Raw genomic sequence first — 14,560 nt, forward strand, 5'->3', positions numbered from 1 at the left:
ACAGATATGAATATAGAATATTTAAACGAGCGTATTAACGACTATAAAAACTCGATTGAAACTGTTGTTGATAAGAAGAAATTATGGAAAAGCGAGGTAAAAACCTTGTTACGAAACACGCTGAATGCTATTGTAGATAAGTATAAAATTGGATGGCGTGTGCAAGAACTCGACTGGATAGGCGCCAAAGATGCCATCAACATTATTTTTGATTCTTTCCCAGTAGAATTAATTGAGCAGACTAACGAATTGGCTAATTACCAGTTTCTTCAAGGTGGCGCTTTAGTGTTTTCTCAATCGTATAATGGTAATGTAGCGGTAACAATTTTATTTCCGTTAAACGACCAAACTTCGCTTGAAGATAGCAGTATGGAACTGGGAATTTATAACCCAAAAGACATTTCTGAAAAATTAATTGTTGAAAAAGTAGATGAATTTTTAAAAGAAATTATAAAATGGGAAGTCCCTAACCAAAAAAACAAATTAGGATATTAGAGATACTTTTTTATTCAAATTTAAAGTCATTTTATATTAAATGTAATAAGCCCAAAACTAGTTAGTTTTGGGCTTATTTACACCGAATAAAACCAATTAACACTTATTGATTGCTATTAGTTGGAGGTTCTAATAATTCAAAAAATTGATCTAATTTAGGAAGAATTATAATCTCAGTTCTTCGGTTTAGTGCTTTTCCTTTTTCTGTTGTATTGGTTTCTTTTGGAATGTATTCAGAGCGTCCGCCAGCAGTCATTCTTTCTGGTAAAACTCCAAATTTACTTTGCATTAACCTTACAATAGAAGTTGCTCTTTTAACACTTAAATCCCAGTTGTCCATAATGCATTCTGTTGAAATGGGCACATTGTCTGTATGTCCTTCAACAAGAATATCTAACTCCTTATGGTCGTTAACTATTTTAGCAATCTTTCCTAAAACGAATTCTGCCTGATTATTTATTTTAAAACTTCCAGATTTAAATAACATTCTGTCAGACAACGAAATATAAACCACACCTTTTTTAACTTCTATTTTAATATCTTCATCATCAAACACGTCTAAAGAGCGTTTTAAATTCATTACCAAAACCAAATTAAGAGAGTCTTTTCGTTGCATTGAGCTTGTTAAATCTTTAATGTATTTATTTTGCTGATTTAAAGCATCTAAAGATTTTTTAATACTTTCTGCACCAGATATATTTATAACCGACAAATCTGATAATCTTTGCAATAAATTAGTGTTTGTGCTCTTAAAATATTCTAATTGCTGTTCCATAGCATTAGTATTATTTTTTTCGTTAGCTAAGCTATTTTCTAGAACTAAAACATTACTTTGAACTGTTTTTAAGTCATCTTTACAACTATTATAGCTGTTTTCCATATCTAAGTATTTTTTCTGACTTACACAGGCCGAAAGAAATATTAAAGAAATTACCGATAATAATTTTAGAGTTTTCATAACTTCCTTTTTTAAATTAATAACTTAAAAATAGTATACCAGTTTATAGTGCACAATGATATAAATCATTCAGCATCAGCTATAAAAATCTTAATTTTTGTAAATAATGAATAATTGAAAAAAACATTATTAGATGAATAAATTTAGCTTCTTTAAAAGACCTTACTTTTTGCTATTCCCCATTTTTGGAATGGGAGTATTTATTCTGTTATATATTTTAGCTGCATTGGTTTACCCCGGAGGTTCTTGGTCAATTTTAAGTCAACACGGATTTAGTTTTTGGAATAACTATTTATGTGATTTACTAGATTTTTATGCCGTAAATGGGGAGATAAATACTGCTCGAATTTTAGCGCGTACAGGATTGTTTGTGTTGTGTATTAGCTTAATAATTTTGTGGTATCATTTACCAAGACTTTTTATTTACAAGAGTGTCAACTTAATTATTATGAAGATTTGTGGCATACTCGCCCTAATCACCATTTTGTTTCTTGCTATTGGCACGCACGATTTAATTGTTAGAATTGCAGGCGTGTTGGGCGTTATTGCTTTTATTACATTGTTTGTTGAGCTTTTTAAAAATAGCTTTTATAAACTAGCTGCTTTCGGAATTTTTTGCCTGATTATTTTTTTGATTAACTATTATATTTATGAAACAGGTTCTTATTTAATAGCACTCCCAGTTATTCAAAAATTCACTTTTCTAGCATATATTCTTTGGTTTGGTTTTCTTGATATTGCATTATACCAAAGTGTAAATTCTAATAATAAGCATGGCCATGAATAACAATTTAAGAAAGCAATTTAATACAGGTAATTTCTGGGCGCATCCCAATTCTTCCTGGAAAACCTAACCATCCTAAACCTCGGTTTACATACAGATATTGTTCTTTATTTCTATACAAACCAACCCAGTGTTTAAATTTATATTTTATAGGACTCCACTTAAAATCCTTATAGTTTAGGGCAAATTGCATACCGTGTGTATGACCAGAAAGCGTAAGTGCTATGTTAGTTGCTTCAACAACTTCTTCACCCCAATGCGAGGGATCGTGGGAAAGTAATATTTTAAATGGAATGTTCTTAACATTTTTAATAGCATCCTCTAAATTTCCATATTGTTTAAATGGAGGATAGCCCCAATTTTCTACGCCTACAACCGCTATTTTTTCTTGGTTAACTTCAATAATGTCCGAAGAATTTAGTAAAAGTTTAAAATTTATTTTTTTAAAAAAATGCTTAATTTCATTGAAGTTTTTAAGTTTTTCTTCATTCGATTCCCATTGACTGTAATCGCCATAATCATGATTTCCTAAAACCGCATATTTCCCTTTTTTAGCTTCTAATTGTTTAAAAATTTTATCCCAACCAATTAATTCCCAGGCGTAATTATTCACTAAATCTCCAGTAAACACAATAAGATCTGGTTTTAATTCATTGATTTGTTTAACAGCTCTCTCAAGGATTTTAAAACGATAATTAAACCCGCCAAGATGAATGTCGGAAATATGTACAATTTTCAAGCCTTCAAACGATTTTGGTAAATGTTTAAAGTGTAGGTTCTGGTGGTAAATTTTAAAATGATAAACGGCCTTAAAAATGGCGTAAACAATTACAAAAAAGGGTAAAAACCCTGAAAATAACCCTATTGTGGGTATGATTATAAGTGATACGTTTTCGGGAACTATCGTTTTAGTAAAAAACAATATGGAAATAATTATTACAAATATTATTTTGGGTATAAAGGATGAAACTGTAAGTCCGTATAACGAAGAAATAAGCAATTGTTTTCGTCTAGGATTGATGTTGTCTAGAGTTAATTTAAGAATAAGTATCGCCGCAATTAAACCAATGGTAAAAACCCAAAAAAGCAAATGGATAGCAGTTTTTAATAGGGGAGAGCTAATAAGGGTTGTTATGGATTGTAGCCAGTAAAAAGCAATAACATCAACTAAAAGAATAGCAAAACACAATAGCAAAATTGTAAATAAGGAAAAACTACGCATAGCATTAGTTTGTGTTAGTGTTTGGATTTTCTTAAGCGTCTTTTGTCACGTAATGCCCAGTAAATGCCTTTTACATCCGAAGCCCATTGGTCGTACATATAAATGAGTGCTATTTCTTCTAAAGTTTCCAGCACGCCAATAACAATCATCACATAAAAAAGCACATACTCCGGATTAAAAAATAGCGACCATAAAATAAAAATACTCTGAATAATGGCGCTGAGTTTAGCTAAATAGGTGTGAAACGCCGTGGCTTTGCCATATTTAATATAAGCAATGAGCATTTGTATAATGTATGGAACAAATGCCACTAAGATTATTAACAGGTTTGTGGTAATAAAATCAGTTTCAAAATAAAACAATCCAATTAGTCCGATAATAAAAGTTACCTGATCTCCAAAAGAGTCTAATTGTGAACCTCTGGGGCTTGTTATTTTTAATTTTCTGGCTAAAAAACCATCAATAGCATCGGTACAATAGCTTATTAATAAAAGCCAGGTAAAAATTAATTGAAGGTCTAACCAAATTAAAACTAATAAAAATGGAGCGGCAAAAATTCTATAAAATGAAAACCAATCGGCAATATTGTAATTTTTAAATGTAAGCATGCCATTTTCGATTTTTATAAAAATACAAGTACTATGAGTTAATTCATATGAGAAAAATCAGTTTATATAATTTGTTTCTATAAATTATTTTGAATCAGTATTTATAATTAATTAAGATATAATCCTGCCATCTTCCATCGTAATAATTCTATTGGTTCGTTTAGCAAAATCTTCATCATGAGTAACAACTAACAGCGATAAATTATGATCTGCACTTAATTGCTTAAAAATATTAAAAACATTTTCAGAATTATAACTATCCAGATTACCAGTAGGTTCGTCGCCCATAATAATCGACGGATTATTGATTAGCGCACGAGCAATGGCAATTCGCTGCTTTTCGCCACCAGAAACATTCGAGGCGCGTTTGTTTGCTAAATGCTCTATGTTTAGCATTTTTAGTTTTTCGATGGCATCCTGTTTAATTTCTTGTTCTGATTTTTCTGCTAACTTTTTGGCTGGTAACATCACGTTTTCTAATACCGAGAATTCCGATAACAAGTAATGAAACTGAAACACAAACCCAATATGTTTGTTTCTTATATGCGAAAGATAATCTCTGTCTTGGCCTGTTATTAATTCATTATTTAATAAAAGTTCTCCTTCGTAATCGGTATCCATGGTAGAAAGAATATATAATAACGTTGACTTTCCGCAACCAGATTTTCCCATAATAGATACAAATTCACCTTTTTTTATTTCAAAGTTTATATCTTTTAAAACATGATATAAGGTAGGCTTTTTAAAATATTTATTAATATGTCTTGCTTCTAGTACATTATTCATATTATTGGCCTCTTATAATGTTTACTGGATCCATTTTTTTTGCTTTTTTTGATGGGAAATAGCCTGCTAAAAAGGTTGAAAACAAGGCAAAAGTAAACCCAATGACAAAATACATAGGATCTAAATTTATTGGATAGGTTTTTATGGTTGGTAAAGCCTCTGTTTTAAACGGAATGGTGGCTATAAAATTAACCAAACCAAAGCCTAAAATTAAGCCTAAAATACCGCCTACAAATCCAATTATCATTGCCTGACTCATAAAAATATATTGTACATCTTTACCCGAAAACCCCGTGGCTTTTAAAATCGCGATATCATTCATTTTTTCGTAAATCAGCATGTTTAAAATGTTATAAATACCAAATCCAGCGACTATTAAAAGGGTTATCGAAACGGCATAAGTAATAAGGTTTCTCACGTTGGTGCCCGTTTCAAATTGTGCATTAGCAGTTTTAATGTCTATGGCAGTAAGATTAAATTGCTGCTCTATTTTTTTAGATAAGGCTGTGGCTTGATTGATATCATAAAGCTTAACATTAATGTCGGTTATGTAATTTTCGGCTTCCCCCAAAATACGTTGAACGGTTTTTATGTTTGTAAAACTTTGAATGGCATCAATATCTGAAATGCCACTTTGGTATAACCCAACAATTTTAAGCGGAAAAACATCGCCGTTTATAGTGCTTACTTGAACACGATCGCCAATAGTTAGCGACATTTTTTTTGCAATGCCTGCACCTAATAATATGCCATTATCGCTGTTGTGTAACGACTCTGGAGTTCCGTTTGTAATGTAGTTTTGGAGGTTGAATAATCTTGCTTCTTCAAGTACATTGATACCCGTTAAATTACCGCCCAATTCTATGGAACCAGCGATATAAAAAATCTGTGTTTTTATTTGTGGAATGGCGCCTCTAACATTGGGGTCTTCATTCAAATAATTTATAATAGGTAAGGCATTATGGATTTTCTTCTGACTTAATTTAGGCTTAATAGAATGCACCACATTAAAACTGTTTTTCATGGTTTCATACAATCCAATGGGCTGATGTTTTGAAGGCTTAATTTCGTTGTAAATATGAATATGTGGAGTTTGGTTTAGAATTAGATCGTCTAACATCGTATTTAAACCCGTCATAAAACAAACCAAGGTAATGTACGAACCAATACCAAAAGTTACCCCGAGTGAAGCGGTGGCCGTTTGCTTAATTTTAGTAAGCAAATGTGTTTTAGCAATGGTTAATATAACTTTCCAGTTAGTCATTTTCTGGTTTATAGATATAGGTGTTTTTGGTAATTCCAGAGCGCACTTCTATAAGTTCTAAATTTTGTAATCCGGTTTCAATCGTTATGACTCCTTCGTCCGTTTTAACTTTATTGTTATCAATTAAATACGTTTTAGGAATGGCTAATACATTATCTTTTTTTGCGATAATAATATTTGCTTCGCCCGAAAGACCGGGATATAATATCTTGGGCGCTTTATTAAATATCGCTTCAATTTTAAAGGTTTGATTACGGTTGTCCTTTTTTGGATAAATTTTAGAAACTCTGCCTTTAAAAACATCGTCGTTATAGGCATCTAAAGTTATAATCACTTCCTGATTTTCTGAAATCCTGACAATATCAACTTCATCAACAAGCAATTCAATAATAAAATTATTGGCACTACCAATAGATGCCAGTGGTTCCATGGTTGTTACAATCTCTCCTGGTTCTTTGTATAAGGCATATATTTTACCATTTATCTTACTTTTTATGGTAAAATCTTTGGTGTTTATTAAAGAGGTCTGGTAGTTATTTTGTGCTTGTTTAAAGGCGGTAATTAATTCATTTTTCGTTCGTGAATAGTTGTTTTTAAGTGTCTTTAAATTATTTGCTGAAATTTCGAAATTGAGTTTTTTAGTATCGTATTCTACTTTAGAACCTATCTTCTGATTCCATAGATTTTTTTGTCTGTAAAAGTTAATCGAATCATTTTTATAGCGCAATGTTGCAGTCTCAATGTCATCTTTTAAACCATTTAAAACCGTGGTACTTCCAGAATAATTTTCAAGCGCGAGATCTAAAGCTAATTTGGCGTTTTGAGTATTGAGAATAGGCGTGTTGTTGATTATTTTAAGTATAGGCGTGTCTTTTTTAATAATATCTCCTTCCGTTACTAAATTTTGATCTAAGATACCCGATACAATAGCATATACTTGATATAAACTATCTGGTTGAATGGTAACCGATGAGTAAACCGATTCAACGAGATGGGTTTCTTTAGGAAGTATTTTGTCTTCTTTTTTAGAACACGATATAAGTACTAGACATGTGATTACTACGGAAATAATTCTCATAATTAATAGGCTAATTTGGCTTGTAGCAACATATATTCATTAAGGTTGGTGGCATCGATAACACCAACTAATTTGTCTTGATTAACTACTGGTAGAAAAGGCATTTTTTCACTGTAAATAAGGTTGTATGCTTTTATTAAATCGTCTGAATGTTTTATCGTTTTAAACGACGTGTTCATTACATCGCTTATTAAAATATTTTTATTGGAGTTTTCTATTATGTCTTTCTGGTACAATACACCTATAATAACCTTGTCTTTAAGAATCACAAAATTGGTTTCGGTTCCTGAAATTATTTTGTTAACGGCAAGATCTATGGAATCGTCCGGACTAAATGTTGTAATATGAGTAATCATGGCTTCTTCTACGCTATGGCCTTTTAGTAATGCTAAATGTTGAACTAATTGATTCTCACCGTAAGCGCCTAAAAAAATAATAAGTGCAATAAAAATTAAAAAAGGATTGTATAACAGCCCAATAAACAAAAACGTTACAGCCATAATTTGACCTAATGTAGAGGCAATTTGAGTTGCTTTTACACGATTCATTTTTAAGGCTAAAACGGCTCTTAAAATACGTCCGCCATCCATTGGAAACGCAGGGATAAGATTAAATACCACTAAAGCAATATTGACGGTGAATAGATAAAATAAAAAATTCTGCAGCGTAAAACTGCTTAGCATATCGAATGTTTCGGTAAAGTTTAAATGCATTAATTCCTTTACTGGAATTAAAAAATACAGTATCATAGCAATCCCCACATTGACTAAAGGTCCGGCAACGGTTACTAATAATTCTTGTTTAGGTGATTCAGGTATACGTTCTAAACTAGCCATCCCTCCAATAGGTAGTAAGGTTATTTTCTTGGTTTGAATCCCATATCGTTTAGCCATAAGTGCATGACCCAACTCATGCAAAAATATGCATACAAAGGCGGCTAAAACTAAGGCAATATTAAATAAAATACTACTGGTGTTTCCACCTCTTTGTTGTTCACTAAAAACAATCCAAAGAATTAAAAAAATAAAAGTCCAGTGGACTTTTATTTTTATTCCAAAAACACTACCTAAATTCAAATTTGCTTTCATTTAAACCTTGTTGTTAATTAATTTTAACGATGCTCCATTTTTTGCTTTCATTTACAACGGCATACATGCGGTCTGTAATTCTTTTCGAAGTAATTTTTGGAGGTATTTTTAAATACTTTTTGTCTAATACAATGCTAAATCCTTTTGGGGTTAAGTATTCTTTTATTTCGCCATTACTATCAATAATTACTTCATGATATCTATAGCTCACCATTTTAATAGCTAAAACATCATTTTTACCTATTTCATTTTTCATTACATGCAATGCTAGGGCTTCATTATTAATAAAATTTGACGCGTTTAAAAATTGAGGTTCTATCACTGTTTTTCCAGTAGCATCTATGTACCCGAAGTACAAAATACCATTGGTTTCTTTAGTAATTAAACATCTACCATTTTTAAATACAGGATATTCACCATCATCACTTTTTGTGGTTACTAAATCATTTCTAAAATTTATTACCATGTTTCCTTCTTTATTTATAAATCCCCAATTAGTGTCTTTTTTAATGGCTATAAGTCCATCATGAAGTGGAGAAACATAATCAAGGTTTTCTAAGTTCTGGCTGTAACCAAAAACCGAAATTATAAATAAAACTACTAATAAAATTACACCTTTTTTCATGACTAATTCTTTTAAGTTATTACATTAAAAGTGCTATGTTTCATGGGTTTACGAAATGATATTCATCACTTTGGTTTCATTAAAATAGGTGGTTTTAAAACAAAATAAAATAAAATCTATTTAGTAAGTTGCTTTATAACATGCTCTAATCTTCCGCTTACTTCTTGGGCCACATCTTCTAACAGACTGTTTTTAACCGCCTGCATCGACACCATAGGGTTAATGGCAGCAACCTCTATTTTATTAGGCTCAAGTTCTTGCACAATAATGTTGCAAGGAAGCATGGTGCCTATTTTATCTTCTGACTGTAAGGCTTTATAGGCGAATGGAGGATTACAAGCACCTAAAATTTTATACTTCTTAAAATCTACATCTAATTTCTTTTTAAGCGTTTCTTGTATATCTATTTGGGTAAGAATACCAAATCCTTCCTTTTGAAGCAGTTGGGTAACCTGCTCAATAATGGCATCGAAATCTCCCGAAACAGTGGTGTTAAAATAATAAGTCATAATTATAAATTTTAATTAATTAAGCTATCGGCAGCACTTACTGCCATGAACTATAAATTTAACGATAATTGGCTTCTTTTTCAAATTCTGAAGCTTTAACTTTTTAAATTAAATTAGTGTGTATTAAAAGGTTGTGATTCGAATAATACATGATTTTTATCATTTTTTTTGGTTCGTATTATTCATACATTAAAGCGCAGCTAATCCATCTTGCACTAAAAAGATATTCAATGTTTAAACAAGACGAAGAAATATCAAAAATCCTTTTAGAAACCATATCCGAAGCTGTTATAATATTTGATAAGCAGCTCATGATTATGGAAGTGAATTCCTCTGCCGAAAAAATTTTTGGCTATAGTAAAGAGGAACTCATTTCTAGAAACTTAAGTGTGCTTCTTCCAACAAAATATCATGAAGGTCTTAATATTCGTTTCGAAGATTTTTTTAAATCTAAAAAAAAACGAAAAACAAAAGAAGCTACAAGTATTATTGGCTTAAAAAAAGACGAAACTTTAATTCAATTAGAAGTTAAATTAATACCATTTTCTATTTTCAATAATAATTATGCTATGGCATTATTAAATGATATTTCTGTTAAAAAAGCCATAGAAAAAAAGCTCATGATAAAAGGCAGAGCACTAGAATCTGCCAAAAACGGTATTATAATTACCGATGCATTAAAGCCCGATAACCCCGTAATATATTTTAATGCCGCCTTTAAAAATTTAACAGGCTATGATGATCATGAAATTCTTAATCACAATTGCCGGTTTTTACATGGTACAGATCGCGATCAAGAACCTTTAGAACGAATTCGCGAAGCTATAAAGAATGGCGAAAGCTGTCAGGCAACCTTGCGGAATTATAAAAAGGACGGTACACTATTCTGGAACGATCTTTACATTATGCCAATACTCGATGATTTTGGTGTGGTTACCAACTTTATTGGCATACAAAACGATATCACAGAAAAAAAGATTAAAGAAGAAGAAGTTCAGCATTTATCTACCATTTTTGATAAATCTTTAAACGAAATTCATGTTTTTGATGCCATGACATTAAAGTACATTAATGTGAATTATGGAGGCCAGAAGAATCTTGGTTATACCATGGAAGAATTAGTAACCATGACGCCAATAGATATTACACCATATAAAACCGAAAAAGAATTAAGAGCGATTATTGATGTGTTGCTACATGGAAATGTTGAAAAATTAGTGGTTGAAACCGTACATCAACGAAAAGATGGCAGTACGTATCCTGTTGAGACGCATTTACAACTTTCTAAGTTAGGCGAACGCGAAGTTTTTGTAGCGATAATTTTAGATATTACAGAACGTAAAAACTATACATCAAAACTAGAAAAGATAGTTAAAGAACGCACACAACAACTTGAAGCGGCCTTGAATAAAGAAATTGAAGTAATTCAGCTAAAAAACAAGTTTATTTCTTCATTATCTTACGAATTTAAAACGCCTTTAAGCGCTATTTTAACTTCGGCTTTATTACTTAGCAAGTATAATTTAACCGAACAGCAAGATAAAAGAGATAAGCACGTAAAAACCATTACAGATAAGGCTCAGTTATTAAATAATATTTTAAATAGTTTTTTATCCCTAGAAAAGTTTGATGCTGGTAAGTTAAATTATCAGTTTAAAAATTTTAAAATAAGTGAGATTGTAGACGAAGTTATTTTCAATTCGCGCATGCTAATCAAGAAAGGTCAGCAAATAAAATACACCGAGAAGGCTGAAGATTTATCCATTTATCAAGATGAAAAAGTTATCGAATTAATATTATCAAATTTAATTCACAACGCCATAAAATATTCCCCAGAAAACACCACGATTTTTTTAGATATAGAGCAAAATGATGATGATACAATATTCAAAATAAAAGATACCGGGATTGGTATTCCAGAAAAAGATCAAAAAAATATTTTCGAACGCTATTTTAGAGCCGAAAACGTTACAGATACCGAAGGCACAGGCATTGGTTTAAATATTGTAAAAAGTCATCTCGAAAAATTAAACGGCACAATTAATTTTGAAAGCAAAGAAGATTCAGGAACAACTTTTACAGTTTCTATTCCAAATAAAGCGAGCTCATGAAAACGGTTTTACTCATAGAAGACGATCTTGCAATGCGTGAAAATACCGCAGAGATATTAGAGCTTGCTAACTACAAAGTGATTTCCGCTTCAAACGGTTTAAGTGGCATAGCCAAAGCGGAAAAACATCTACCGGATATTATTTTATGCGATATTTTAATGCCCAAAACAAATGGTTATAAAGTGCTAAAAATACTGTCTGAAAACCAAAAAACCAATTGTATTCCCTTTGTTTTTATTTCTGTTAAAGCACAGACGGAAGATATTAGAAAGGGTATGAATTTAGGTGCAGACGATTATATTACGAAACCTTTTACCGAAGAAGAATTATTGAGTGTAATAGAAAGGCGATTAGCAAAAGTGTCTATTTTAATAAATTCGGTAGAAAATGCTAATATTATTGAAGCACAACCTATAGAAGAAGAAATAAGAACTCTTAACGATTTAAAAAATTATTTTGATGATTATGGCAGTCTTATTGAATTCGATAAAGATGAAATTATATACCGACAAGGCGATCATTCAAATTTTATATATCTCATAAATAAAGGGGCTGTTAAATGCCATAAAATCGACGAACAAGGTAAGGAACTTGTAACAGCCTTGTATAAAGTTGATGATCTGTTTGGTTTTACATCATTTATTAATAATTTACCTTATAAAGAAACTGCGACCGCCATAGAAGATATCAAGTTGTTTGCCATTCCTATTGCGGAATTTAAAGATTTGCTTCACAATAATCACAAAGTAGTATTAGAAATTATAGAAATGCTCGCCGATAATATCGCCGCCTTAAAAGAGCAGCTATTGCAAATGGCGTATAGTTCGGTGAACAAAAAAACAGCAGTTACGATATTAAGATTTGCCGAAAAACTTAATTATAAGTCTGGAGAAACCATAAAAATTTCTAGAAGCGATTTGGCTAGCGTAGCTGGTATAGCACCAGAAACCTTTATTAGAGCGCTTACAATTCTTAAAAATGAAGGCATAATTGAGGCAGAAGGCAAAAATTTTAAAGTGGTGAATTTAGAAAAATTAAAAAATATCAGATAATATTAATTTAAATAACGACATTATGGATAGTTCTCTTTTTTTAGCAAAGTTTTGGGGTTGGTATTTAATAATTTTCTTTTTTATTCTGAGTTTTAATCCGAAGCGAATAAAACAGATTTTTAAAGATTTGAATGACGAAAAGTTTTTAATTATCACTGCGTTTATGGCAATGATTGTAGGATTGCTTAATATCCTGTTTCATAATATTTGGGAACCAAATTGGAAACTTATTATTACCTCACTAGGCTGGATGTCACTTTTTATAGGCCTTGCATTATTTGTGTTTCCAAATCGTACCATATCTGGTTTAGAACTTATTAACATAAAATTTGTTCAAACCATTTACATGTTACTTTTTTTTATAGGTTTATTCTTGTTAAATGTGGTTTATGGCGTAGTTCCTTACTAAAAATTTTTCATCAAACTGATTTCTATCATTTTGAAATAGATATTATTGAGTTAAATTAGGGATTCAAAATAAACGTTCTTTTACATCAGCAAAAAATAAAGTATAGAGTTTAAAGCTATTATTTTGTTAAATCGATTTGTTATAATCTTTTTGGTTAGTTGATAAGAGTTGCTAAAGTAATTCTTAAAAAAAGATTACGATTTAATGTTGTAATTAAAATAATATAATTGAACTCTAAACAGAAACAGGAAGTTTCGACTTCCTGTTTCTTAAAAATTAACTGGAATTTTATTGTAATAATAAGAATCCAGTTTAAAAACGTTGAAAGCTATTTTTTAACTTAAGATTTAGTATAAATTTATTGTTAAAGTTAGTTTATTGGTTTGGGGTATGGTTGAATACTACATTTCAACGTTTTTATGGAGACAGGAAGTCTTCACTTCCTGTTTCCATTTTAGATTTATGGCTATTAATCAGTTCACATTTATTAGTGTGAAACGAAAAAAGGGAAATGTTAATATCATTTCCCTTTTTTATTTTAATTAATTTGGATGGAAGCTTCTATTTTTATTGCAAAAGGCAGTTAAAACACACACAGCTATTTAATTCTGTCGCTTCAAATAGCTGACATATATCATTGTATTTCAGATGTTAACAAGCTATATTTAAGATATAAATAACTGTAAAAATGAAACGCAAGATACTTTTACCAACAGATTTTTCTAACAACGCGTGGCTTGCAATAACTTACGCATTAGAATTGTATAAAAAAGACGCCTGTATTTTTTACGTCTTAAATGTTTTTACTGCCGCAGGTAATCCTATAGATAGTTTAGTTAATATGGAACCAGGTAGTGATTTGTATGAAACAGCAAAACTAAATTCTGAAAACGGATTGGCTAAAGTTTTAGATAAAATTACCTTATTAAATCTTGCCAGCCCCGAGCATCATTTTCAAACGATAACAAGATTTCAAAATCCAGTTGAAGCCATTCGGAATATAGTCGAAGAAAAAGACATAGAAATAATTATTATGGGCACCAAAGGTGAAACTAATTCTAGAACTAAACTTTTTGGTGGTGTTGCCATAGATGTTATGGAAAAGGTGCGTAATTGCCCGGTAATTGTTGTTCCAGAGAAAGCGAAACATAAATTGCCAAAAGAAATTGTGTTCCCCACAAGTTATAAAACGCATTTAAAAAGAAGAGAATTAAGTTATTTAATCGATTTGGCTAAAAAGTTTAATGCTTCAATTAAGATATTGCACGTTGCTACCGAAGACCATTTAAATGACAAGCAACTTAATAATAAAAGGCTTCTGGAGGAGTATTTTTTAGGTATAGACTATTCTTTTCATACCCTAAGTCATATAAAAGTTCCTGCTGCCATTAATTGTTTTGTGCAAAGCAGAGAAAGCGATATGGTGGCATTTATAAATAAAAAGCATGCGTTTTTTGGAAGTATGTTAACAAATCCTTTAGTTAAAGAAATAGGGTATAACTCTACAGTTCCCCTTTTTGTATTGCATGATTTAAGGAATTAACAAGAAAATAGGCAGTGTAATAATAATT

The 14,560-nt window shown here is 30.9% G+C and carries 15 protein-coding genes; 6 read left to right on the top strand and 9 right to left on the bottom strand.

Annotated elements, in window-relative coordinates; all coding sequences use genetic code 11:
* The first annotated feature begins 6 nt into the window (after window positions 1-6).
* Window positions 7-495 (top strand): hypothetical protein, encoded by a 489-nt coding sequence (locus ACFQ0I_RS09770; protein WP_379941721.1) that lies wholly within the window; start codon window positions 7-9, stop codon window positions 493-495.
* A 103-nt stretch (window positions 496-598) separates the two neighbouring features.
* Here the strand turns inward: ACFQ0I_RS09770 and ACFQ0I_RS09775 are convergent, their stop codons facing one another.
* Window positions 599-1,453: a flagellar motor protein MotB gene (locus tag ACFQ0I_RS09775; protein ID WP_379941723.1), complete on the bottom strand. Its 855-nt coding sequence runs from the start codon at window positions 1,451-1,453 to the stop codon at window positions 599-601.
* A gap of 133 nt (window positions 1,454-1,586) precedes the next feature.
* Here ACFQ0I_RS09775 and ACFQ0I_RS09780 point away from each other — a divergent pair, with 133 nt between their 5' ends.
* Entirely contained in the window at window positions 1,587-2,240 is a 654-nt protein-coding gene (locus ACFQ0I_RS09780; RefSeq protein ID WP_379941725.1) for a hypothetical protein, read from the top strand.
* Between the two features lie 4 nt (window positions 2,241-2,244).
* On the opposite strand, the gene ACFQ0I_RS09785 is transcribed toward ACFQ0I_RS09780, so the two are convergent.
* The 8 genes from ACFQ0I_RS09785 to ACFQ0I_RS09820 form a co-directional block, all read right to left on the bottom strand.
* Entirely contained in the window at window positions 2,245-3,459 is a 1,215-nt protein-coding gene (locus tag ACFQ0I_RS09785; protein WP_379941727.1) for a metallophosphoesterase, read from the bottom strand.
* Window positions 3,460-3,473: 14 nt separating this feature from the next.
* Window positions 3,474-4,067, bottom strand: coding sequence for a CDP-alcohol phosphatidyltransferase family protein (locus ACFQ0I_RS09790; protein WP_379941729.1), 594 nt, complete (start codon window positions 4,065-4,067; stop codon window positions 3,474-3,476).
* 111 nt (window positions 4,068-4,178) lie between these two features.
* Complete coding sequence (locus ACFQ0I_RS09795) at window positions 4,179-4,853, bottom strand: ABC transporter ATP-binding protein (RefSeq protein ID WP_379941731.1); 675 nt, start codon at window positions 4,851-4,853, stop codon at window positions 4,179-4,181.
* 1 nt (window position 4,854) lies between these two features.
* Complete coding sequence (locus tag ACFQ0I_RS09800; RefSeq protein WP_379941733.1) at window positions 4,855-6,117, bottom strand: ABC transporter permease; 1,263 nt, start codon at window positions 6,115-6,117, stop codon at window positions 4,855-4,857.
* Window positions 6,110-7,195: an efflux RND transporter periplasmic adaptor subunit gene (locus ACFQ0I_RS09805; RefSeq protein ID WP_379941736.1), complete on the bottom strand. Its 1,086-nt coding sequence runs from the start codon at window positions 7,193-7,195 to the stop codon at window positions 6,110-6,112. The genes ACFQ0I_RS09800 and ACFQ0I_RS09805 overlap by 8 nt, the downstream gene beginning before the upstream one ends.
* A gap of 2 nt (window positions 7,196-7,197) precedes the next feature.
* Complete coding sequence (locus tag ACFQ0I_RS09810) at window positions 7,198-8,283, bottom strand: site-2 protease family protein (RefSeq protein ID WP_379941738.1); 1,086 nt, start codon at window positions 8,281-8,283, stop codon at window positions 7,198-7,200.
* 13 nt (window positions 8,284-8,296) lie between these two features.
* Complete coding sequence (locus tag ACFQ0I_RS09815; protein ID WP_379941740.1) at window positions 8,297-8,908, bottom strand: WG repeat-containing protein; 612 nt, start codon at window positions 8,906-8,908, stop codon at window positions 8,297-8,299.
* A 116-nt stretch (window positions 8,909-9,024) separates the two neighbouring features.
* A complete protein-coding gene (locus ACFQ0I_RS09820; protein WP_379941742.1) occupies window positions 9,025-9,417 on the bottom strand; it encodes a DUF302 domain-containing protein in 393 nt (130 codons plus the stop codon).
* Window positions 9,418-9,647: 230 nt separating this feature from the next.
* Here ACFQ0I_RS09820 and ACFQ0I_RS09825 point away from each other — a divergent pair, with 230 nt between their 5' ends.
* From ACFQ0I_RS09825 to ACFQ0I_RS09840, 4 genes are all read left to right on the top strand, one after another.
* Window positions 9,648-11,528 (top strand): sensor histidine kinase, encoded by a 1,881-nt coding sequence (locus tag ACFQ0I_RS09825; protein WP_379941744.1) that lies wholly within the window; start codon window positions 9,648-9,650, stop codon window positions 11,526-11,528.
* Entirely contained in the window at window positions 11,525-12,580 is a 1,056-nt protein-coding gene (locus ACFQ0I_RS09830) for a response regulator (RefSeq protein ID WP_379941746.1), read from the top strand. Before ACFQ0I_RS09825 ends, ACFQ0I_RS09830 begins: the two co-directional genes overlap by 4 nt.
* A 22-nt stretch (window positions 12,581-12,602) precedes the next feature.
* Window positions 12,603-12,989: a hypothetical protein gene (locus tag ACFQ0I_RS09835; RefSeq protein WP_379941748.1), complete on the top strand. Its 387-nt coding sequence runs from the start codon at window positions 12,603-12,605 to the stop codon at window positions 12,987-12,989.
* A 688-nt stretch (window positions 12,990-13,677) separates the two neighbouring features.
* Window positions 13,678-14,532: a universal stress protein gene (locus tag ACFQ0I_RS09840; RefSeq protein WP_379941750.1), complete on the top strand. Its 855-nt coding sequence runs from the start codon at window positions 13,678-13,680 to the stop codon at window positions 14,530-14,532.
* The last annotated feature ends 28 nt before the right edge of the window (window positions 14,533-14,560 follow it).

The sequence above is a fragment of the Mariniflexile aquimaris genome (assembly GCF_042676825.1).
Lineage (GTDB): Bacteria > Bacteroidota > Bacteroidia > Flavobacteriales > Flavobacteriaceae > Mariniflexile > Mariniflexile aquimaris.

What these genes read in the sequence shown, in the direction of transcription:
- ACFQ0I_RS09770 (WP_379941721.1), top strand. Translation starts at nt 7, where the DNA reads ATGAATATAGAATATTTAAACGAGCGTATTAACGACTATAAAAACTCG.
- ACFQ0I_RS09775 (WP_379941723.1), bottom strand. Translation starts at nt 1,453, where the DNA reads ATGAAAACTCTAAAATTATTATCGGTAATTTCTTTAATATTTCTTTCG.
- ACFQ0I_RS09780 (WP_379941725.1), top strand. Translation starts at nt 1,587, where the DNA reads ATGAATAAATTTAGCTTCTTTAAAAGACCTTACTTTTTGCTATTCCCC.
- ACFQ0I_RS09785 (WP_379941727.1), bottom strand. Translation starts at nt 3,459, where the DNA reads ATGCGTAGTTTTTCCTTATTTACAATTTTGCTATTGTGTTTTGCTATT.
- ACFQ0I_RS09790 (WP_379941729.1), bottom strand. Translation starts at nt 4,067, where the DNA reads ATGCTTACATTTAAAAATTACAATATTGCCGATTGGTTTTCATTTTAT.
- ACFQ0I_RS09795 (WP_379941731.1), bottom strand. Translation starts at nt 4,853, where the DNA reads ATGAATAATGTACTAGAAGCAAGACATATTAATAAATATTTTAAAAAG.
- ACFQ0I_RS09800 (WP_379941733.1), bottom strand. Translation starts at nt 6,117, where the DNA reads ATGACTAACTGGAAAGTTATATTAACCATTGCTAAAACACATTTGCTT.
- ACFQ0I_RS09805 (WP_379941736.1), bottom strand. Translation starts at nt 7,195, where the DNA reads ATGAGAATTATTTCCGTAGTAATCACATGTCTAGTACTTATATCGTGT.
- ACFQ0I_RS09810 (WP_379941738.1), bottom strand. Translation starts at nt 8,283, where the DNA reads ATGAAAGCAAATTTGAATTTAGGTAGTGTTTTTGGAATAAAAATAAAA.
- ACFQ0I_RS09815 (WP_379941740.1), bottom strand. Translation starts at nt 8,908, where the DNA reads ATGAAAAAAGGTGTAATTTTATTAGTAGTTTTATTTATAATTTCGGTT.
- ACFQ0I_RS09820 (WP_379941742.1), bottom strand. Translation starts at nt 9,417, where the DNA reads ATGACTTATTATTTTAACACCACTGTTTCGGGAGATTTCGATGCCATT.
- ACFQ0I_RS09825 (WP_379941744.1), top strand. Translation starts at nt 9,648, where the DNA reads ATGTTTAAACAAGACGAAGAAATATCAAAAATCCTTTTAGAAACCATA.
- ACFQ0I_RS09830 (WP_379941746.1), top strand. Translation starts at nt 11,525, where the DNA reads ATGAAAACGGTTTTACTCATAGAAGACGATCTTGCAATGCGTGAAAAT.
- ACFQ0I_RS09835 (WP_379941748.1), top strand. Translation starts at nt 12,603, where the DNA reads ATGGATAGTTCTCTTTTTTTAGCAAAGTTTTGGGGTTGGTATTTAATA.
- ACFQ0I_RS09840 (WP_379941750.1), top strand. Translation starts at nt 13,678, where the DNA reads ATGAAACGCAAGATACTTTTACCAACAGATTTTTCTAACAACGCGTGG.